At 60.2% G+C, this 20,346-nt stretch carries 16 protein-coding genes and 1 pseudogene; 3 read left to right on the top strand and 14 right to left on the bottom strand.

Translation table 11 applies throughout. The features are described 5' to 3' along the window. The first annotated feature begins 17 nt into the window (after positions 1–17). Positions 18–764 carry a flagellar brake protein gene (locus AB4O36_RS03845; RefSeq protein WP_460121767.1) on the top strand — a complete coding sequence of 249 codons (747 nt, stop codon included), beginning with the start codon at positions 18–20 and terminating at the stop codon, positions 762–764. Between the two features lie 121 nt (positions 765–885). Here AB4O36_RS03845 and AB4O36_RS03840 read toward each other — a convergent pair whose 3' ends face one another. The 14 genes from AB4O36_RS03840 to AB4O36_RS03775 form a co-directional block, all read right to left on the bottom strand. Beyond that, positions 886–1,371 carry a DUF3304 domain-containing protein gene (locus AB4O36_RS03840; RefSeq protein ID WP_460142107.1) on the bottom strand — a complete coding sequence of 162 codons (486 nt, stop codon included), beginning with the start codon at positions 1,369–1,371 and terminating at the stop codon, positions 886–888. Between the two features lie 67 nt (positions 1,372–1,438). Then, positions 1,439–3,739 carry a T6SS phospholipase effector Tle1-like catalytic domain-containing protein gene (locus AB4O36_RS03835; protein WP_460121765.1) on the bottom strand — a complete coding sequence of 767 codons (2,301 nt, stop codon included), beginning with the start codon at positions 3,737–3,739 and terminating at the stop codon, positions 1,439–1,441. After that, complete coding sequence (locus AB4O36_RS03830; protein ID WP_460121763.1) at positions 3,727–4,257, bottom strand: DUF3304 domain-containing protein; 531 nt, start codon at positions 4,255–4,257, stop codon at positions 3,727–3,729. Before AB4O36_RS03830 ends, AB4O36_RS03835 begins: the two co-directional genes overlap by 13 nt. A gap of 4 nt (positions 4,258–4,261) precedes the next feature. Then, the gene (locus AB4O36_RS03825; RefSeq protein ID WP_460121761.1) at positions 4,262–5,050 is read right to left on the bottom strand and encodes a DUF4123 domain-containing protein; all 789 of its coding nucleotides are present in this window, start codon (positions 5,048–5,050) and stop codon (positions 4,262–4,264) included. Positions 5,051–5,399: 349 nt separating this feature from the next. Continuing rightward, a complete protein-coding gene (locus AB4O36_RS03820; protein WP_460121759.1) occupies positions 5,400–6,806 on the bottom strand; it encodes an MFS transporter in 1,407 nt (468 codons plus the stop codon). A 70-nt stretch (positions 6,807–6,876) separates the two neighbouring features. Then, the gene (locus tag AB4O36_RS03815; protein WP_460126577.1) at positions 6,877–8,118 is read right to left on the bottom strand and encodes a glutamine synthetase family protein; all 1,242 of its coding nucleotides are present in this window, start codon (positions 8,116–8,118) and stop codon (positions 6,877–6,879) included. Between the two features lie 196 nt (positions 8,119–8,314). Continuing rightward, a complete protein-coding gene (locus AB4O36_RS03810; RefSeq protein ID WP_460121757.1) occupies positions 8,315–9,007 on the bottom strand; it encodes a sensor histidine kinase in 693 nt (230 codons plus the stop codon). Next, entirely contained in the window at positions 9,004–10,608 is a 1,605-nt protein-coding gene (locus AB4O36_RS03805; protein ID WP_460121755.1) for a response regulator, read from the bottom strand. The genes AB4O36_RS03810 and AB4O36_RS03805 overlap by 4 nt, the downstream gene beginning before the upstream one ends. A gap of 138 nt (positions 10,609–10,746) precedes the next feature. Further along, the gene (locus AB4O36_RS03800) at positions 10,747–11,907 is read right to left on the bottom strand and encodes an L-talarate/galactarate dehydratase (protein WP_460121753.1); all 1,161 of its coding nucleotides are present in this window, start codon (positions 11,905–11,907) and stop codon (positions 10,747–10,749) included. A 30-nt stretch (positions 11,908–11,937) separates the two neighbouring features. Then, on the bottom strand, positions 11,938–13,230 hold the full coding sequence (locus AB4O36_RS03795) for an MFS transporter (protein WP_460126575.1): 1,293 nt from the start codon (positions 13,228–13,230) through the stop codon (positions 11,938–11,940). Positions 13,231–13,486: 256 nt separating this feature from the next. After that, positions 13,487–14,524, bottom strand: a complete 1,038-nt coding sequence (locus AB4O36_RS03790) for a LacI family DNA-binding transcriptional regulator (RefSeq protein ID WP_460121752.1) — start codon at positions 14,522–14,524, stop codon at positions 13,487–13,489. Positions 14,525–14,654: 130 nt separating this feature from the next. Next, complete coding sequence (locus AB4O36_RS03785) at positions 14,655–16,289, bottom strand: GMC family oxidoreductase (protein WP_460121750.1); 1,635 nt, start codon at positions 16,287–16,289, stop codon at positions 14,655–14,657. Continuing rightward, positions 16,286–16,828 carry a sugar dehydrogenase complex small subunit gene (locus tag AB4O36_RS03780; protein WP_460121748.1) on the bottom strand — a complete coding sequence of 181 codons (543 nt, stop codon included), beginning with the start codon at positions 16,826–16,828 and terminating at the stop codon, positions 16,286–16,288. The genes AB4O36_RS03785 and AB4O36_RS03780 overlap by 4 nt, the downstream gene beginning before the upstream one ends. A gap of 3 nt (positions 16,829–16,831) precedes the next feature. Beyond that, on the bottom strand, positions 16,832–18,223 hold the full coding sequence (locus AB4O36_RS03775) for a c-type cytochrome (RefSeq protein WP_460141094.1): 1,392 nt from the start codon (positions 18,221–18,223) through the stop codon (positions 16,832–16,834). Positions 18,224–18,630: 407 nt separating this feature from the next. On the opposite strand from AB4O36_RS03775, the pseudogene AB4O36_RS03770 reads away from it, so the two are divergent. Together AB4O36_RS03770 and AB4O36_RS03765 are read left to right on the top strand one after the other, a co-directional pair. Further along, positions 18,631–19,413, top strand: a pseudogene (locus AB4O36_RS03770) (MCP four helix bundle domain-containing protein); the annotation flags it as partial. After that, positions 19,408–20,271 carry a methyl-accepting chemotaxis protein gene (locus tag AB4O36_RS03765; RefSeq protein ID WP_460126573.1) on the top strand — a complete coding sequence of 288 codons (864 nt, stop codon included), beginning with the start codon at positions 19,408–19,410 and terminating at the stop codon, positions 20,269–20,271. The pseudogene AB4O36_RS03770 and the gene AB4O36_RS03765, both read left to right, overlap by 6 nt. Positions 20,272–20,346: the final 75 nt, after the last annotated feature.

Here is a 20,346-nt window from a genome sequence, read left to right as displayed (position 1 = left end):
TTTGTCTGGAGATTGATGTGTCCAATGCCTTAAATGCGGAAGATTCCCCGCAGCCACCCAAGGTGCTCACCACGCCTCTGGAGATCTCCGGCAACCTGCGCCAATTGCAAGACAGCCATGATCCGCTGATCATTACTTTCCACGAACGGACCCAGCGCTTTCAGAGCTACCTGGTGAACGTCGACCGCGACAGTGGCACGATCAAACTCGACGAAATGATCCCGCGCGATGGCGAGCGTTTCCTGCTGGCCGGCGAGCCGTACAAGGTCGAAGGTTTTCATGATGGCGTGCGTATCGCTTGGGAAAGCAACGGCCAACCGACGCTCGACGAGTCCGGCGGCGAGCGCGGCTACCTTGCCCCACTGCCGGACGAAGTGGTTTACCACCAGCGCCGCAACGCCTTCCGCGCCGCCCTGAAGCTGGCGCAACTGGTCGACATCGACCTGGACGGTGAAAAGCTCAAGGCGCCGATTCGCGGCAAACTGCTGGATATTTCCGCCACCGGCTGCAAGTTGCGCTTCGATGGCGACATCACCGCCAGCCTGCAACTGGGCCAGGTCTACGATCGCTTCGCCGCCGCCCTGCCTTTCGGCAAGATGACCGCGCCGGTCGAACTGCGCTACCTGCACTTCGAAGAAAGAATCTCCACCACCTTCGCCGGCATCCGCTTTCACAACATGAGCGGGCTGGTGCAGCGCCAGGTCGAACGTTTCGTCTATCAGTTGCAGCGTGAAGCACGTCGCTTCGATAAAGACGATATGTAACGTCTGCTACCTCGGCAAATGTGCAGGGTCTTGCCGCATCGCAGCAAGACCCGTGGCTACACCTGGCGTCCTGCCACTCCTATTTTCTTTCTGAACAACGCCCCAGCTAACACAAACGAGCTTATTGTGGGCATGACTGCGGCTCCGGCAGATGCAGCGGCATCTTGATCGGGTATTGCGGGCTGCCAAAGGCGTAGCAGGAGGTGGTGACCGCAAGCTCGTCGCACGGCAGGAAGTGCACGGTGAGGCCGCAGACTTTTTGTCCGGTGTAGTCGGGGATGGGGACGGTTTTGCTGTGTTGGCGTTTTTGGGCATTGATGTTGTCTAGCCAAGCATCGTATTTCGCCTCATCAGCAAGACCCGGATTGTCGTAGGAGTAAGCCACACCAGTTTCCCAATCAACACGCACCATCATTCCCGGTTTCCAACGCAAAGGCGCGGCATAACAACATCCTCCTCCCCCGCCCTGGTACGGGCCAATGATGTCGAGACCCGAGCGCCCGTCCACCCTGAAGCGATTAATAGCCCAGTGGGTATGGTTGATCGCTTCGAGGGTGCTGGCATCAACGTTTGCCGACGTAGCCATCAGCATGCCGATTGCGCACATCACGTAACGACCCTGAATACGCTGGAGCCTGCCCCACATGCTTCGCGCTCGATGCCCGGCAACGTGCTCAAACCGTCTCATCGCGAACCTCCCTGGCTTGTGCGCCGAAGCTCTCCCAACGTGCGCTGAGCCTCTTTTGCATCTCGGCCAAACCCTCGCCATCCAGGATCGAAGGTGGCCTCGGTCGCGGCTGGGAATGGCGATTGTCGGCTACCATCCCGCCGTTGCCTTCCTTGAGCAGCACCAACTCCCGTCGGTTGACTTCGCCGAAGAACACCATGCGCTCACTGAAGTACGTGCCCCCTCGCTCACGGCCTTTGGCGTAGAGGAACCAGGCGCGCGAGTCGTGGACCTGATCGTCGAATAAGGCACGCAGTAATCCGCTGGCCTCCTGCGCATTGCGGCTTTCATCGACGTTGTGGCGCGTATTTTCATCGACGTGGTTGCGTTCGAATTTAGGTGGCGGGAACAGTTGGCTGACGCGCTCCCTGCCCATGGCCTTGATTGCCGCGCGCTCGGCCCGTGCGTTGATCGCGAGTCGATTGGCCAAAACCCCAGGGAGCAACGCCACGCCTACCAGCCAGAGCGCTATCGTCTCGATGTTCTCGATGTTGCGGTAGTCCAAGCTGAACTCCTGGGCGGCTTCACGCAGTTGGGTTTGCGCCATGTCCGGGTCGAAGTCCTTGATACCGGGCTCCATGGGTTTCTTTTCGGCGCCCGGGACGCGTTCGTTGATCAGCTGTTCTTTTCGGATATTTTTGATGGCGTCCTGTTTTGCTTCTCGCGCGGCCTCAGCTTTTTGCTGCACATAAGGATCGACTTGCGTGTCGCTTGCCTGTTGGTAAAACGCTGTTTGTCTGAGGCTGGAAAAACCGTAGCGGTCGATACGCCAGGCGGTTATCCAGCCCAGTTGGTTGCGCATGGCCCCTTCCAAATTGATAGAGGCTGTTAGGGGTTCGTAGTAGTCCGTTTGCTCGGGGCTTAATGGCTGGCGAGGAGGCAACAAATTTAGAGTTACTTCGCGCCAGGCGTTGAAGCGGAGAGCCAGATCGGGGGAAACACCGAATTCGATCTCGACATCTGTTTCCATAGCACGCCAGAACTCATCTCTCATCTGCACTGGCAGGGACTTTGGCGGTACTTTCAGTGGTGCTCCATGTGCGAACGCGTCGGAATACAGATCGTGTAAAGCTATCTGCGACAACAAATAACGGTCATCTCTTCCAGCGGCCTTCCCCTGATCGCCCGGCGGATACCCTCCACCCACATCCGAATGCACCCCCGGATAAATCACCTCCATGGAATTAACCGGATACCCACCGCTCGCCCGACGAATCGACTCCGATGGAAAACACAACCGCTGCTCATGACTGGCCACCAGATGCAGGCAGCGCTTGACCAACCGGTCCGGTATTTCCTGGCTGCTATCGGCCCAGCCCATATGCCCGTCCGCCCCAAACGCAATATCGGCGAGACCCACCGACGCCACGGTGTCCAGCAACCCCAGATACTCGACGCTGACGGGGAGGGTCAGGTCCTTGAACTTCAGCGAGGGCGTTGTTGCATCGCGGTCCAGCAACTGGTTGAGCCAGTTGACGAAGGCTCTGGCCGCCGCCGCACCGCGGGAAAACCCATACACATAGAGCTTGATCCCCAACAGTTTCGGGCGCGCCGGCAAATTGTCTGCCAGCGCTGTGCGTAAGGGCTGTTCAAGGGCTGCGAGCTGTTTGTCAAACACATTGGCTCGATTGGCCTCCCCACCGGACTCCATCCCCACCAACGTACCCATGGATTTGACGGCGCCGAGCAGCGCAACATTATCCATTCGGGGTAAATCCAGACTGCGCCTGAGCGCATCGATGATCATCAACAACGCCCAGTTGATGCGCTCCTCGCCATACCACCCGGTAGCCATGCCCAGTTGGGTGTAATCCAGGTCGCCCACTTCGGCAAAGGGTGTGCCGACACCGGGCATGTAATATTTGAAATACTGGTTGTTGCCGGCCCCAGGAGCATCGGTCAGCCCCCGAGCCTTGCTGCTGGGGTGCCCGGTACCGCCTGCGTGGCCGGTACCAATGCTGGCGCGGAACATCCGAGCAACGTTAGTAGGGTTCGCAGGCGTGGACAGATAGAGGTCGTTGTTTAGGTTATTGCCGGTGCCGTCGAAACACAGGCTGATGTGCAGCGTCTTGCAGCACGGCAGCAAGGCACGCCGCCCCGCCGCTCCGCTCAGGGCGTCGTGATAGTCGGATTCCCAATCGGTTCGGCGCAGCAGGTTATGTTGAACTTGCCACTCTTTTTTCGGCAGCCTACCCAGTTCAGGAAAGGGTGGTGGATACCAAACGCCGGCATGAGTCAATTCGGACATGATTGCGGCTCCGGCAGGTTCAACGGGGTTTTGATGGGGTACTCAGGGCTGCCATAGGCGTAACAAGAGGTGGTGACTTGAAGCTCGTCACAGGGCAGGAAATGCACGGTGAGACCGCACACTTTTTGACCTGTGTAATCGGGTACGGGCACAACCTTGGTGTATTGACGCTTCTGCGCCTTGATCTGTCTTGCCCACTCAAGATATTTAGGCCAATCCGCATAACCTGGAGATCCCTCCGCGTAAGCCACTCCCGTTTCCCAATTAACACTCACCGTCATCCCCGGCACCCACCGCGAAGGCGCGATATAACAACACCCTCCGCCTCCCCCCTGATAGGGACCGATGATGTCCAGACCCGATTGTCCATTGACCGCGAATTGATTGATGGCCCAATGGGTGTGGTTGATCGCTTCGAGAGTTCCTGCCGAGGCTTTTGGGGGAGTCAAAATTGACACCAGAGCACCGAGAAGAACGGCACGATAACCGCCGCTTGAAAATGTCGGCATGGGGTTCATTTCCTTATGTCGTTGGTGGATTAACACCGGCGCCCTGCAACTTGGCGACGGCATAGGCTTCACGCTCCGGGGCGAACACAAGTCCACTCTGGTTTGCCTCGAGCATGGCCGCAAAACACCCATCAAATTGCTGCTGGGCGCTCCAGTCGCCCGGCATCGCTTGACGATGGCGCTTTATCGCCATCAGGGCGTCGCTGACGCAGCTAAATGCATCCAGCTGCAGGTCACTGAGTTCGATGTGAACGAAGTCGAGCGGGCTCCGCGGCCGATCAGGACTGCCCATCAGCCACCGAGGTTCACCATCGATATCCAGCCAGCTCCAGAACCACGCCGGGCGCAATAACACCTGCTGCTGATCGGCTTGCAGCACATGACTGAACAACAACGGGAATATCCGCGGGTCGTAGTAACGCAACAGCCCCAATCGCCCCACATGGCGGGCTTCCAGGCATTGGCCCAGATATTCGGCCAGCACTCCGAACGGCCAACAGGACGCCAGCACCAACAATTGCGATCGATTTTTCAGGAATTGGATCAGTCCCTTCAGCCATTGCCGCTGAAGCGGCTGCGCAAGATCGACCCGCACCAACAAAGGCGCCAGATCCTCGGCGCTTTCCTCGGGCAATCCACTGAACAACGATTGCCAGGGCAGCGCCGGCTCGACGCTCAGGACACTGGGCAGCAACGGGGCGCCGCCCGCCTGGTCGATGATGATGTCCAGGCAGGTGATGGAGACCTCGGCGCAGGACGAGTCCAGTTGTTCGAGCCAGGTGTCGCTCATGATCGACGTCATGCCTGGGCCCTCCCCGTGTACAAACAGGCCGGCACGCCAAGAATCGGGTGGAAGTCGAGCGCCCAGAGTTTGTGGCGGCTTTGGTCGAAGAAGATCGGGGGTGCATTCATGCTCAAGCCTCCCTGGCCTGGATGGAGTGGCGGGGAGGTTTTCATCTACCCGCGTTGGCTGCGGGTCAGTGTTCTAGAAGCTGAAAATTGTTGAAATAGGACGATTCTGATGGGGGCGTAGGATGCGTCCACATTTTGAGATGCAGGATCAGTAGGAATTTTCTTAGGTCGAGCCCCCAAAAAAACGGGCAGTCCCTTGCGGTGACTGCCCGTTTTTTTATGCGCGTCTTTCAAGCCCCTCAGGGAATGGCGTCCGGCAGCGTCGGGTCCTGGCCGTCTTGTGGACGCTGCGCAGGTTTGGGGGCTGGTTGCTCATCTGCGGTTGTGGCTGCAACTTCTGCCTCAGTTTCTGCCGCAGGCGCAGGTTCCGGCGCAGGCTCGACCGGGCTCTGCATCTGATCTTGCACCGACTGCTCATCCACCCGCGGGTCCAGGGCGGCCGCCAGCGGCGAGCTGGCCATGCTGTCCGGCATGGCCACGTGGTGCAGCGGCGCATCGTCCACCTGATGCAGGTTGGTGACGGCTTTCGGCCGGATCCGCCACACCAGCACCAAGGCGAAGAAACTGAAGAAGGCATACAGCATGTGGCTGCCGAACGTCTTCATCAGCACACCCGCCACCAGCGGCCCGATACTGGCACCGACCCCATAGGTCACCAGCAGCATCGCCGTGAGCGACACCCGGCGATCGGCCTCGACGTGGTCATTGGAGAACGCCACCGCCAGCGGATACAGGCAGAACTTCACCAGCGAACAAATGAAACCGATGATGAACAACACTTCCAACGGCACCTGCTGCATGATCGCCAGCGGCAATGCCGCGATCGCCAGCACCAGCGCAAAACAGCGGATCAGCAGCGCCCGGTCATAGCGGTCGGACAACCAGCCCAATGGCCACTGCACCACCAGCCCGGCAAAAATGCAGCTACCCATGAACAAACCGACCTGCTCGGTGGACAAGCCCTGCTGCGCCGCATACAGCGGCGCCAGACCGTAGAACGAACCGATGATCAACCCGGCCCCAAGCACCGTGCTCAACGATTGCGGCACGCGCTTGATGAAGAACCGTGGCTCCATCGGCGCCGGGCGCAAGGGTGCCGGGTGAATGCGTCGGGTCAGGGCCACCGGCACCAGGCACAGGGCAAAACACAGGGCCACGAGCATCAACAGTTCCAGGCCGAGCGCCGGGTGCATGACCAGGATCAGTTGACCCAGCACCAGGCCCAGATACGACGCAATCATGTAGCCACTGAACACCGTGCCGCGCTGTGGCGCGTCGGCCTGCTCGTTGAGCCAGCTCTCGATCACCATGTATTGGCACATCATGCCCAGGCCAACGATGACCCGCAGGAAAATCCACGCCGGCAACCAGTCCACCAGGCCATGGCCCAGCACCGCCGCACCGACGATCCCGGCACAAGCGGAGTAAGCCCGGATATGCCCGACCCGTGCGATCAGCCGGTGACCGATCTTGCCGCCCAGTACCAGGCCAAAATAGTTGGCCGCCATCAACGCACCGACCCACAGGCTGTTGACGTTGTCGGCCGCCAGGCGCAAGCCCAGGTAAGTGCTCAACAGGCCTGAGCCGATCAGCATCATCAGCGAGGCGAAATACAGCGCTCGAAAAGCTTTCCAGATCTGGCGCATCGGCGTTCCGAGCGGCTCCTTGCGGTGAGATACGGGCTAACGAAAACGATAGCCCGAAGACGAAAGTTCGTCAGGCCTGGGCAGCCAGGACACGGCGTTCCCAGGGGGTAATTTCATCAAAAAAGCTGGTCAGTTCCAGGGTCTTCGAAGCCACGTAGCCTTCGATGAACTCCTTGCCGAACAGTTCCTTCGCCAACGTGCTACAGCTCAGACGTTCGAGGGCGGCATGCAAGGTACAGGGCAACGAAAGATTGTCCGGCACCGAAAACTCACCCTGGATCGCCGCGCTCGGCTCCAACTGGTGTTCAATTCCATGCAAACCCGCCGCCAGGCTGGCAGCAATGGCCAGGTACGGATTGGCATCTGCGCCCGGCAAGCGATTCTCGACCCGGCGTGCAACCGGTGAACTGGCTGGAATGCGCAAGCCTGCCGCGCGATTGTCATGGGACCAGCAGGCATTGTTGGGCGATGCGAACGGGTGGCACAGGCGCTGATAGGAATTCACGTTCGGCGCGAACAACGCCGTGAAGTCCGCCATTGCGGCCTGCTGCCCGCCGATGAAATGACGGAAAGCCGCCGTCGGCTCTCCCGTCTCGTCGGTGAACACGTTTCGCCCGCTGCCGATCTCGACGACGCTCTGGTGGATGTGCATCGAACTGCCCGGCGTGTGCGCCAGCGGCTTGGCCATGCAGACCACGGTCAGGCCATGCTTGAGCGCCACTTCCTTGAGCAGGTGCTTGAACAGGAAGGTCTGATCGGCGAGCAACAGCGGGTCCCCATGCAGCAGGTTGATCTCGAACTGGCTGACGCCCATCTCGTGCATGAAGGTATCGCGGGGCAGCCCCAGCGCGGCCATGCATTCGTAAACTTCCTTGAAGAACGGACGCAGGCCGTTATTGGAGCTGACACTGAACGCCGAATGACCTTCCTCGCGACGACCGTCCAGGCCCAGCGGCGGCTGGAAAGGTTGCGTCGGGTCGGTGTTGGGCGCGAAGACGAAGAACTCAAGCTCAGTGGCCACCACCGGTGCCAGCCCCCGCGCCGCGTAACGCGCAATAACTGCCTTGAGCTGGCCACGGGTCGACAGCGCCGAACTTTCGCCCGTCAGCTCATCGGCATCGCAGATCGCCCAAGCCCGCGGCGACGGGCTCCAGGGCAAGCGGTGAATCTGTGCGGGATCGGCCACCAGCGCCAGGTCGCCGTCATCGCTGCCGTAAAAACGTGCGGCCGGATAGCCACCCATGATGCATTGCAGCAGCACGCCCCGCGCCATCTGCAAGCGTCGCCCCTCCAGAAATCCCTCGGTCGTCATGACCTTGCCGCGCGGTACGCCATTGAGGTCCGGCGTGACACATTCAATCTCATCAATGCCGGTCAGTCGCTGTGCGAGTGAACCCTGGCCATCGGTCATCATGACGCAATCCCTTGTAGTGCAAGCCGCGAACGGCGACCGTACAAAATAGGCTGCGCCTGTTCACAATTTCAAGCAGCGACAAACAAAATCATCACTACGGCAGATAAAGGCTGAAAACGCCGCCGCCCAGCGGCCCGCCATTGCTGATTCGCGTGTGGCCGCCCACGCCGTTGCGCTGGTGCAACGCCGCGATGCGTCCGGCGAAATACAGGCCCAGCCCGGTACTGCCGCTGCTGTGGTTGATGCCCTGCACGTAATCGGCCTGGCGCTCGATCATCTCGGCCGGATAGCCGTCACCATCATCATTGATCGTCAGCACCAGTTGCCCGGCCTCATCGCTGACGGTGATCAATACCGCGTGACGGGCGTAACGCACGGCGTTATTGATGCAATTGCCCAGCACCGAGGCGATCAACTCGCGATCGAAGAATCCCAGTGGGCTTAATGGGTCCACTTCATACGTCGCCATGATGCCGCGACTGGCGAACACGTCCTGATGGCAGGCCAGTTGCGCTTCGATGAAATCGTCCAGTTCGTGATAGGCCGGTTGCAACGGCATCTGGTTGACGCCGAGCTTGTACAGCCCGAGCAACTGCACGAGCATGCCGTTGAGGTGAGCAAATTCGAATTCGATCACCCCCTGCTCCGGCGCATGCCGGTCCGGCTCGGGCAAGCGCTCCAGCCATTGGCTGTGGGCCTGCATCAATAGGGTCAGGGAGTTCTTCATGTCGTGCACGGTGGAGGCAATCACCGTGGAAAAATCCAGTGCCGGGTCGTCCTTGCTCATTCGCCAAACGCCTTGATTTTCAGTTTCTGATAACGCGAGTAACGCGCATCGGTGTCAGGCATCAGGCCGACCATTTTCAGGCAGGCCCGACATTCTTCAAGTTCCGCCGAAGGCACACTGGTGTCAGTGCCGTGCAGCAGCGATTGCGCCATGTTCAGCGCGATACTGATGTTTTTCGGCTGCATCGCCAGGGCCTTGCGGAACACGGTCCGCGCCTGAACCAGATCGCCAGTCTTGTACACCCGTACACCCTGACGATTGAGATCCGCGGCGGCGTTACTGGAATTGAGTATCGTCGGATCGTCGGTTAGCTTGGCGATGTTTTTCATGACGTTCGGGTCGTCGCCGTAGATTTCCGCGCAGTTTTTCAGCATCGAATTCCCGGCGTCGGCCTGGCCGAGCATCTGCAACTGCTTGGCCACCAGCAACGCGGCCTCGGGGCTCATGAACTGCTCCATGCCATCAAGGCGCATCAGCGCTTGCTCGGTGAGTTTGTCCGCCGTTTCGGCATCGTTGAGCAACAGGCTGGTGGCTTTCATCAGGCGCGCCCGAATCTGCAGGCCCGGGTCACTGGGGTTTTCCTTGGCCACGGCACTGAGGGTGGTGTTGATTTCCAGGCGCGTGCGGGTGTCCAGGCCCCTGTCGCTGCCTTTGCTGATCAAGGCATGGGCCAGGCCGAGGTTGCTTTCGGCATCCTTGTAACGCGATTGCGCGCCCTGGTTGACCGCCTGACGATAGGCCCTGGAAGCCGTGTCGAAGTCTTCGTTGGTCATCGCCAACTTGCCCAGCAGCGCTTGCCGGCGCACCGCCAATGGCGACAAACGAATCGCCTCCTCCAACACCTGTTGCGCGCCCTTGGTATCACCTTCGGCGACCAGTACATCGGCCATGCCGTCGTACAGCGCCGGCATCATCGGGAAGACCTTCAAGGCTTTCTCATAGACGCCCTTGGCCTGGGCGACCTGGCCGCGCTTGAACAACAGCTGCCCCAAACCGGCAAAGGCCCATGGCAACGGCCGGTCGGCAATGATGCCGTCATAGAGGCGCTCCAGCGCCTCGTTCTGATTGAGGTCACGCAAGGCATCGGCGCGGTAGCGCAGGCACAACGGCGAATAACGGATGTCTTGTTTGCACAGGGCGATGCAGGCATTGAGCACCTCGGCCGGCTTGCCGCGATCGAGCGCCTGCAGGATCGGCTTGAGCAACGTCTTGCGTTGCTCAAGGCGCTCCAGCCGCTGGGCCAGGCCCGAGCGGTTGAAGGGTTTAGTCAGGTACGCATCAGGCTCGTGCTCCAGGGCACTGAGCACCATCGCCTGGCTCGTCTCGGCGGTGACCATGACGAACACCGCCTCATGGCTGATCAGTTTCTCGAACATCAGGTCTTCGAGCACCTGTTGCCCGTTTTTTTTGCCGTCGCCGAGATGGAAGTCCTGCAGGATGAAATCGTAGGACTTCTGTGAGCACATCTTCAGTGCCTGCTCTCCGGTGTCCGCAGTATCGACATCCTTGACGCCCAGCTCACGCAACATCGAACGCACGGAACTGCGGAAATCGGAGAAATCATCGACGATCAGAAAACGCTTTTGGTGATACGACGACATCGAAGATTTCCAGGCAATGTTAAGAATAAGATCTGAGCTGTCCGGGTTATCGGCCAGCCATGCCATTCTCTTGAAGCAACGGGCCTGCGAAATATCTTCGAGCGGCGAAATCATCCAGCGTATTGCAAACCTGGAGCGTCAGGGCCGCTTGCCAACCTCCGCGGCCTGCGCCGTCCACGGTTTGACCTGCTCGCTGAGCGTCAGCCCCAGGCCCGGGCGCGTCGGCACCAGCATGCGGCCATCGCGGGTTTCCAGGCGCTCGTTGAACAGCGGCTCGAGCCATTCGAAGTGCTCGACCCAAGGTTCGGTCGGATACGCTGCCGCCAGATGCACATGCAACTCCATCGCGAAATGCGGGGCCAGCATCAGCCCTGCCTGCTCGGCCATTGAAGCCACCTTCAGATACGGCGTGATGCCGCCCACGCGAGGCGCATCGGGCATCAAGAAGTCGGCACCGCGCAGTTTGATGAACTCGGCATGCTCGGCCACGCTGGTAAGCATTTCCCCAGTGGCGATCGGCGTATCGAATTGCTGTGCCAGTGCGGCATGGCCTTCGGCGTCGTAACAGTCCAGCGGCTCTTCGATCCAGATCAGGTTGTACTCCTCGAACTGGCGGCACATGCGCTGGGCAGTCGGCCGATCCCATTGCTGGTTGGCATCGACCATCAGCGGGAAGTTGTCGCCCAGGTGTTTGCGCACGGTACTGACGCGCTGGATGTCGATGGCGCAATCCGGCTGCCCGACCTTCAACTTGATGCCGCCAATCCCCTTCTCGCGGGACAGGTCGGTGTTCTTCATCAGTTGATCCAGCGGGGTGTGCAGGAAACCGCCCGAGGTGTTGTAGCACCGCACCGAATCACGTTGCGCACCGAGCAGGCGCGCCAGTGACAGGTTGGCGCGCTTGGCTTTCAAGTCCCACAACGCTACGTCGAACGCACCGATAGCCTGGGTCGACATGCCGCTGCGTCCGACCGATGCACCGGCCCAGCACAGTTTGGTCCACAGTTTGGAAATATCGCTGGGGTTTTCGCCGATCAGCGCCGGGGCAATTTCCTGGGCATGGGCAAACTGGCCCGGGCCGCCGGCACGCTTGGAGTAGCTGAAACCCAAACCGCGATGGCCGTCGATGGTCTCGATTTCGGCGAACAGAATGGCGATCTCGGTCATGGGTTTTTGCCGACCGGTGAGCACCTTGGCATCGCTGATCGGGTTGGCCAGCGGCAGAATGACCGAAGACACGCGCACCCAGGCGATGCGGTCATCATCGGAGGACTTGAGGGTAGTTTGTTGTGCGAGCATGGGGCTCTCCTTCAATGAAAGGTGAAAGGTTCAGGAACGCTGGGGATTCAGATCGGCGCTCGCCGGGGTGTCCTCGAAGTCATCGAGCTCCAGGCGCTTGAGTGGCCCGACAATGAACAGGTAGGCGAAGGCGCCCAGCAGCCCCATGCCGGCGACGTACATCAGCGCCACGTCGAAGGAGCCCAACTGGTTGATCATCACGCCGATGGCGATTGGGGTGACGATGCTGGCGAGGTTGCCGCAGAAGTTGAACATCGCCCCGCTGACGCCCATGGCCCGAGCCGGGGACACGTCGCCGACGATGCACCAGCCGAGGTTGCCGACCCCCTTGGCAAAGAAGGCAACCGACATCACCAGAATCACCAGGGTGATCGACTGGGTGTAGTTGGCGACCACGATGCTGCTGGAGAGCAACAGCCCGCAGATGATCGGGGTCTTGCGCGCGGCTGTGAGGCTGAAGCCCTTGCGCAGCATCCAGTCCGACCAGACGCCGCCGAGCACCCCGCCCAGGCATCCGGCGATGGGTGGAATAGCCGCCACCAGCCCGACCTTGAGCATGGTCATGCCCTTGGCCTCGATCAGGTAGGTTGGGAACCAGGTGAGGAAAAACCAGGTGATCGACGTCAGGCAGAACTGGCCCAGGTAAATGCCCGCCATCATGCGGTTGCCACCAATGGCCTTCATGCGCTTCCAACTGAACGGGGTCTTCACGTCGCCGATGGTGGGCAGGCCGCCACCCGCTTCGATGTAGTCGATTTCCGCCTGGTTGACGCGTTTGTCCTTGCGCGGCTCATGGACCATGCGAAACCACAGCAGGCCTATGAGGATGCCGGCGCCCCCGGTGACCCAGAACACATGCTGCCAACCCCAGGTGCTGACCAACCAGACCATCAGCGGCGTGAACGCGGCCAGGGCAAAGTATTGGGCAGACTGGAATACCGCCGTGGCCAGGCCCCGCTCATGTCGCGGAAACCACATCACCGTCAGGCGGTTGTTGGCCGGGAACGCTGGCGCTTCGGCAATGCCCATCATGAAACGCAGGACGAACAGCGCGAGAAAGGCCGAGCTGAACAGATCGACGTAACCCTGCAAAAAGGTGAACACCGACCAGATGATCAGGCTCATGCCCAGCACCAGCCGAGAGCCAAAACGGTCGAGAATGATGCCGCCCGGGAGCTGCATCGAGGTGTACGCCCAACCGAATGCCGAGAAGGCGATGCCCATGGTCATGGCGTCGAAGCCAAGATCGGTGCGCATGCTCGGGGCAGCAATCGACAGCGTGGCGCGGTCAACGTAATTGAATACCGTGACGATGAAAATCATCACAAGGATGAGATAGCGGACGTTGGTCTTCGCTATCGACTGCGTGGGATTGATCACTCTTGTTTTCCTTATTGTGAATTGCAGCGGTGTATCCGTTTGGCGTTTATCGCTCCTGTTACCACCAGATGATTGCGCAATCATCATTAGCTTTTAAAAAGGTCGCACTCGGCAGAAACGAGGCGACCTTTTGAATGGATACTACACTGATTGCGCAATCATTCAACACCGTCATGCTATGAAGTTTGCGATTTTCAGTTCAGGTACTGGCGCGGTCGATGAGGGTAAAGCCCGTGTCGATGCGTACGGGATCCTGCGCAGACGCCGGGTTTTCGAATCGATCCAACAAGGCCTGGGCCACTTGCAGGCCGATGGTCTTACCGTCGACGCTGACGGTCGACAGGGCCGGGTACACATGGGCCGCACTACTGAGGTCGCCAAAACCCATGACCGCCAGGTCCGTCGGCACCTTCAGCCCGCGACTGGCAGCCTCGGCCAAAACGCCTTGGGCGACGGTGTCCGAACTGCAGACAACAATGTCGGGGCGGGTCGACTGATCGAGCAAACGTTGCAACCCTTCACGCCCGACTTCAAGGGTGGCGGGCGGCGCCAGGACTTGCATGGGCACCTCCCCCACACCCAGTCGCTTGAGTTCGGCAATCAGACTGTGGCAACGACGCAGGCCACGGGGATCGCTGATGCTGACCACCGAAAAGCGCTTGTAGCCTTTGTCGACCAGGTGCCGAGCAGTCGCCTCGCCAACTTTTTCGTGGGAAAACCCAACCAGCATGTCGAGCGGGTCCTCACTCAAGTCCCAGGCCTCGACCACGGGAATGCCCGCTTGCGCCAGACGCATACGGCTGGATTCAGTGTGCAATGTGCCGGTCAGCACAATGCCATCCGGACGTCGACCGAGTACCGCTTCAAGGAGATTTTCTTCCTGTTGCGCCGAGTAGCCCGTCAGGCCAAGCAGCGTCTGATAACCGGCCTGGGTCAGGCGGTCCATGAGCGCTTGCACGGTGTCGGCAAAAATCGAGTTGGCGATGGTGGGCAGGAAAATGGCGACCAGGCGGCTTTTGTTACTCGCCAGGCCCCCGGCCAGCATGTTGGGTACGTAACCGGTCTGGCGCACCGCTTCACGGACTTTGTCCCGAGTGGCTTCGGAGACCAGTTCCGGCCGGTGCAACGCCCTGGACACGGTCATCGGCGAAACCCCGGCGACCTTGGCCACGTCGATAAGCGTCAGGCTCGAGGGTGTCCGGGTGTCGGTGGAGAGCGTTGCCGGTTTCTTTGCCATGAACAATTCCGAAGACGCAGCCCCCCGTTTCTGGAGCCACGAAAAAAGCAGTAGGTGAAGGCGCCAAACTTATCAAAGGTCGGCTGAATATTCACGCTACTGCTTTGTATTCGAACGGGCTATGGGTGAATCAGACTTCGCCCACCAGCACATCGGCAATCCGGATACTCAACGCCGCACCGGTCAGTGTCGGGTTCACACAGGAAGACGATGGCATGACACTCGTGCCGGCGATGAACAGGTTCGGGTGGTCATGGGTGCGACAGTCACGATCGACTACCGAGTCCTTCGGATTGTCGCCCATGATCGTCGTGCCCATGATGTGCTGACGGTTCTGGAAACCCACGTCGGTGCTGACGATGTCGGCATCGAGCAACTTGGCGAACTGCTTGAAGTCTTCCAGGGCCTTCTCTTTACCGGCGTGCCAGTAGTCCGGAACGCTGTAGTAGATTTCAGGCACAGGCAGGCCGATCGCATCGAACTTGGTCTTGCTCGGGGTGACGCGGTTTTCCGGCAGCGGCAAGGTTTCGAAGTCTACCGCCCAGTTCAACGAACGCGCCGATTGCAACTGAATCTGTTGATCGAGCTTGGAGCCCAACACACCTTTGGCGATCAAGTTCGAGGTGATCTGCGAGGTCGGAACCGTGTTGCGCACCTTGATCTTGTAGCTTGGATACTGCTCGCGGAACGCACCGTCACGGCTGTTCAGGTAGACCAGCAACTGGGTAGGCCCCTGGCCTGGCCACATGTCTTCCTTGGTCATCACGTTCATGCTGATGCCAGTGTGGTCCATCAGGTTGCGACCGACCTGGTCCGAAGAGTTGGCAATGCCGTTCGGGTATTTGTCGGACGTCGACATCAGCAACAGCTTCGGCGACTCGATGCCGTAGGCCGCGAGCACGAAGGCACGGGCGGTCAGCTTGTGCTTGGACTTGTCCGGGCGCATGTACCAGACGGCGGTTATCTTGCCGTCATCACCCGCCTCGATTTTGTAGACCACCGAGTTATCGAGCACCTTGGCGCCGTGGCGCTCAGCCTCATCGATGTGCATCGAGCCGTCGTACTTGGCGGCGGTCGGGCATACCGGGTTGCAGTTGTTGTTGCCGGCGCACGGCGGCCGCTTACCGTAAGGACGGGTTGCCCGGCCATTAGGTTCAAGGATGGGGTTGTAACCGCCCTTGCTCAGCAGCTCGGACAGGCGCTTGAACATGTAGCTGGGCTTTAGCCCTTCCATCGGGTACGGGATCGAGCGCGGCGGATAGGCATCGCCACCCTGCCCGCTTTCATCCTGGCCATCGACGCCCGATACGCCCAGCTCGGTTTCGGCTCGCGCGTAGAAAGGCTCGAGCTCGTCATAGCTGATGGGCCAGTCACGACCCCGGCCGTACAGCGATTTAAGCCGGAAGTCGTTGGGCAGCATGCGCCACAGCGACGAACCGAAGTGCCAGGTGGTACCACCGACCACACGCAGGTAGGAGGTGTTGTATTTCACCGGCCCCACCTGCTGCAGATAGTCGCCGTAGGTGGACGGCGCGTGAGGCAGGCTCGGGTAAGGCGACCCCGCACCCTGCAACTTGGCGTTGGCCAGCGACAGTTTCACCGGGGCATTGCGGAAGGTTTCCACGATGTCACGGCGATTCACCCGGGGACCGGCCTCAAGCACGATCACCGATTTGTTTGCCTTGGCCAGACCGGTAGCGATCAGGCCGCCCATGACGCCGGAGCCGATGATCACCACATCGGCATCGAATTGATCGCTGCTCATACTTTCGAACCTTCAATAGCTGCTGGTTTGGCGCCCCATGTAGCCGGGCCGCCACCGTAAGTTGGGATGATGAGAATGCCGTGGGTCGGCTGGTACATCAGGGCTTGGGAGTAAGCCACCAGCTCCGCGTCCGCCGGCTCACCGACGATGCCCAGGTACCAGGCCGAAATGATGCTGGTGGCCGTCGCCTTCAGCGACGCATCCGGTTCGGGCTGCGCCAGGTACTCATCCACATGCTTGTAGCCACGGGCCTCGATCAATTGCTTGAGGGCGATGGCGTTGGTCGAGAAATTCGGCGCGCGCTTATCCAGCGCTGCAAAGTAACGAGCGGCCAGCACCGGATTGACCGGGCGGCTCACCAGGAACTGCGACAGCGCAACAAAGTCGTCGCTGGAAACCTGTGCAGCCAGCACTGACTGCCAGGGCATCACGCCAGTGACCAACGCCGTCAGGCCCAGGGCCACGGAACCGCGCAACAGATTGCGACGAGAGAAGCCCGCCGGGGTTTGAATCACTGCTTGTTTGTTCGTCGTGTCCATTAATCAGGCTCCCTTGCGACGACGGGAAATCGCGAACAGGCCAATCAGCACGCACACGAGGATGATTGCCGGGACCGTGTATTTCGCCATCACCGCCAATGGCGCCTTCGGGCCACCTTCACGGACCTGCGCGACATCGGCGGCGGTGACGACGCTGGTGGCATTGCCATAGCGCGACAGCACGTAGTTGCTGACGTCGGCGATCTGCTGATCGTTCAGGCGGTCGGTGAACAGCGCGTCCGGGCCAAAACCCGGCATGTCGATGGCCACGCCGTCGACTTCGCGATGCACGCCATAGACGATGGTCGCGATCAGGTTGTCCGTGCGAGCGGTGGCAGTGTTGTGGAACAGCGAGGGGAATTCCTTGTTGCCCTGCCCGTTTGGTTGATGGCAGTTGGCACAGGTGCCGCTGAAGATGTGCCAGCCTGGATTGTCCTCAGGCTTGCCACCGCGCAGGGTCAGTTCATCCACCGAAGCCTGGCCGTACTCGTGACGAGCCTTCGCCTCGCCGGTCTTGATTGGCGTGGTCTGTTGCAGATAGGCGGCGATGGCCTTGAGGTCCGCATCGCTCAGGTATTGCAGGCTGTGTTCCACTGCCTCGGCCATCGGTCCCGCAGCCTGGGCCTTGCCTTCGACATGACCGGTGCGCAGATACGTGACGATCTCGTCGTTGGACCAGGCGCCGATACCGCTGACCTTGTCGGAGGTGATGTTGGGCGCGTACCAACTGCCCAGCGAGCCACCGGCCAGTGGCTTGCTGTTGTCAGCCGCCATCAACAGGTTGCGCGGGGTGTGGCAGGTGTCGCAGTGCGCCAGGCCATTGACCAGGTAGTCGCCGCGGTTGACCTCGGCCGATTTGGCCGGGTCCGGGCTGAAACGCTTGTCGCTGTGAAACAACGCGTTCCAACCCATCATCGAGGCGCGAACGCTGAACGGGAAGTCCAGCGAGGTTTTCTGGTTCGGCGTATCGACTGGTCGCACTTCGTGCATGAAGTAGTCGTAGAGTTCGGCGACATCGCTGTCGGTCATCTTCGAATACGAGGTGTATGGCATTGCCGGGTACAGGTGGGTGCCATCGGGCGTGACCCCGTCACGTACCGCACGGGCGAACTGCTCGGCGGTGTAGTTGCCGATGCCCGCCGTTTTCGACGGCGTGATGTTGGTCGAGAAGAGGGTGCCCATCGGCGAACTGAGCGCGTAACCACCGGCGAAAGGCTTGCCTCCCGGCGCCGTGTGACACGCCACGCAGTCGGCGGCGACGGCCAGGCGCTTGCCGGCGGACGCATGACTGTCGAGCGTCTCGGTGGAGGCTGCGGCGGCCGTGGCCAACGTCAGCGTAATCAATCCTGCAAAGGCGCAAGCCCTGCGTTTTCCCTTATCAATGCGACGCGGCATCAGTCCTTCCCCAGGCAACTGGTTTCTGTGTTTTTCACGGTCGTGAAAATCAGGAACACCTGTCCCCGCCATCATGAAAAATCATGCTGAAGAGGTACGATGTCGTATGAATTTGCGGGGAATATTTCACACAATGTAACACTTGGCAACAAGAAGAAAAGGCCAAGTGCCATCTTATGTATGTTTGTGCTGAGCGCTCTAGGTCGGCGCTTCTGACGATTGATAGGGAAATGATGGCGAACTAATATGGCTCCTGCACGCGAAAATCAGCTCATCTTTTTGTTACTAAAAATGAGCAAAAACCCTTCAGCCATTAGCGATCCCGCCGATAGATGTACGACGACTATTAAAAGTTTTCCGGCAACAACCGAAAACTAACCGCCTCCCACACACTCGCAGGATGCCTTATGAGTTGGATCAACGACGCAAAACTCTCGACCAAATTGATTACAGCTTTCGCGCTGTGCGCGTTCATCACCCTGGGAGTCGGCCTGCTGGGAAGCCGGGGAGTGAGTGAACTCTCGGGGAGCCTGAGATCGGTGTTCGACAACAATCTGGTCGGCGTGATGAATATCGCGCAGACGAAGATCAAGGCGGTCGGACAGACCCGCGACATGTATCGACTCTACGTCGCGACCGCCGCTGGCCTGCCACAAGCGACCAAGGATGAATTCCTTTCCTCGATGGCAGCCAACAAACTGGCGAGCGAAAAAGCGTTCGCAGAATATCGACGCACGCAGCTGGCCGACGATGAACGCGCCGCCGCCGACCGAATGGAAAAAGCCTGGCCTGTCTACCAGGCGATCGTGCAAAAGTATCTGGACCTGATGAAGGCCGGCGACGTGGAAAACGGTCGAACGCTGTTGCTCGGTGATTTGCAGAAGAATTACCGCGTGGTCATGGACGAACTGACCCTGATGAACGACTCCAACGACCAGCAAGTCAGCCAAGCGGCAAACAATGCGGTGCTGTCCGAGTCGTCAGCCAAGACCTCGCTGTACATCGGCATCGCCCTGGCCTTCATTGCCGCCATCTTGCTCGGCCTGTTCATCAGCCGCTTGATCAGCCGCCCGATCGCTTACGCCGTGGCAAGTGCCCGCAGCATTGCCGGCGGCGACCTGACCCAACACATCACCAGCCCCGGTCGCGATGAAGCGGGCCAGCTGCTCACCGCCTTGGCCGACATGCAGGGCAGTCTGAAAAACACCATCCAGCAGATCGCCAGCGCCGCCGACCAATTGGCCTCGGCCGCCGAAGAGCTGACCGCCGTGACCGACAATGGCAGCCGTGGACTGGTGCGCCAGAACGACGAAATTCAACAGGCCGCCACTGCCGTGACGCAAATGACCTCAGCCGTGGAAGAAGTGGCGCGCAACGCCGTCTCCACTTCCGAAGCGTCCCAGGCGACCAGTCAGCAAGCCAGCAACGGCCGCGACCAGGCGCGAAGTGCCGTCAGCGCAATCAACAACGCCACCAGCGAAATCGCCACCTCCACCACCATGGTCAAGGACCTGGCAGACCAAGTGCGCGACATCGGCAAGGTCCTCGACGTGATCCGCGGGATCGCCGAGCAGACCAACCTGCTGGCCCTGAACGCCGCCATCGAAGCCGCACGAGCGGGCGAACAGGGCCGCGGCTTTGCCGTGGTCGCCGACGAAGTCCGCGCGCTGGCCGCCCGAACACAGGCTTCCACTGGCGAGATCGAAGGCATGATCAACAGCGTGCGCACCAGCGCCGACGAAGCCGTGGGCGCCATGGGCAAGAGCCAGGCACTGGTCAGCGAAACCCAAACCCTGGCACAAGCCACCGGCCAGGCACTGGAACAGATCGCCGACGGCATCGCCCAGATCAACGACCGCAACCTCGTCATCGCCACCGCGTCTGAAGAACAGGCCCACGTGGCCCGCGAAGTGGATCGCAACCTGGTCAACATCCAGGACCTGTCCACGCAAACGGCGGCAGGCGCGCACCAGACCAGCGCTTCGACGCAGGAGCTGTCGAATCTGGCGGCTTCGTTTAATGCGTTGGTGAGTCGGTTTCGATTGTAATGAGGCGACGGGGGACGAGGTTGGCGTGCAATGCGCTGGCCTCACCCTGGTTTTCGCTAACTAAATAGCTCAAGC

This window comes from Pseudomonas sp. S2_E01 (genome assembly GCF_054668365.1).
Note: the sequence above shows the minus strand (reverse complement) of the source record. Positions and strands in the feature narration are given on the sequence as shown.

Excerpts from the sequence above, each read along its gene's own strand:
- AB4O36_RS03840 (WP_460142107.1), bottom strand. The coding sequence starts at position 1,371 with ATGTGCGCAATCGGCATGCTGATGGCTACGTCGGCAAACGTTGATGCC.
- AB4O36_RS03785 (WP_460121750.1), bottom strand. The coding sequence starts at position 16,289 with ATGAGCAGCGATCAATTCGATGCCGATGTGGTGATCATCGGCTCCGGC.
- AB4O36_RS03830 (WP_460121763.1), bottom strand. The coding sequence starts at position 4,257 with ATGAACCCCATGCCGACATTTTCAAGCGGCGGTTATCGTGCCGTTCTT.
- AB4O36_RS03820 (WP_460121759.1), bottom strand. The coding sequence starts at position 6,806 with ATGCGCCAGATCTGGAAAGCTTTTCGAGCGCTGTATTTCGCCTCGCTG.
- AB4O36_RS03800 (WP_460121753.1), bottom strand. The coding sequence starts at position 11,907 with ATGCTCGCACAACAAACTACCCTCAAGTCCTCCGATGATGACCGCATC.
- AB4O36_RS03765 (WP_460126573.1), top strand. The coding sequence starts at position 19,408 with ATGCAGGGCAGTCTGAAAAACACCATCCAGCAGATCGCCAGCGCCGCC.
- AB4O36_RS03775 (WP_460141094.1), bottom strand. The coding sequence starts at position 18,223 with ATGCCGCGTCGCATTGATAAGGGAAAACGCAGGGCTTGCGCCTTTGCA.
- AB4O36_RS03790 (WP_460121752.1), bottom strand. The coding sequence starts at position 14,524 with ATGGCAAAGAAACCGGCAACGCTCTCCACCGACACCCGGACACCCTCG.
- AB4O36_RS03810 (WP_460121757.1), bottom strand. The coding sequence starts at position 9,007 with ATGAGCAAGGACGACCCGGCACTGGATTTTTCCACGGTGATTGCCTCC.
- AB4O36_RS03780 (WP_460121748.1), bottom strand. The coding sequence starts at position 16,828 with ATGGACACGACGAACAAACAAGCAGTGATTCAAACCCCGGCGGGCTTC.
- AB4O36_RS03835 (WP_460121765.1), bottom strand. The coding sequence starts at position 3,739 with ATGTCCGAATTGACTCATGCCGGCGTTTGGTATCCACCACCCTTTCCT.
- AB4O36_RS03795 (WP_460126575.1), bottom strand. The coding sequence starts at position 13,230 with ATGATTTTCATCGTCACGGTATTCAATTACGTTGACCGCGCCACGCTG.
- AB4O36_RS03815 (WP_460126577.1), bottom strand. The coding sequence starts at position 8,118 with ATGACGACCGAGGGATTTCTGGAGGGGCGACGCTTGCAGATGGCGCGG.
- AB4O36_RS03805 (WP_460121755.1), bottom strand. The coding sequence starts at position 10,608 with ATGTCGTCGTATCACCAAAAGCGTTTTCTGATCGTCGATGATTTCTCC.
- AB4O36_RS03825 (WP_460121761.1), bottom strand. The coding sequence starts at position 5,050 with ATGACGTCGATCATGAGCGACACCTGGCTCGAACAACTGGACTCGTCC.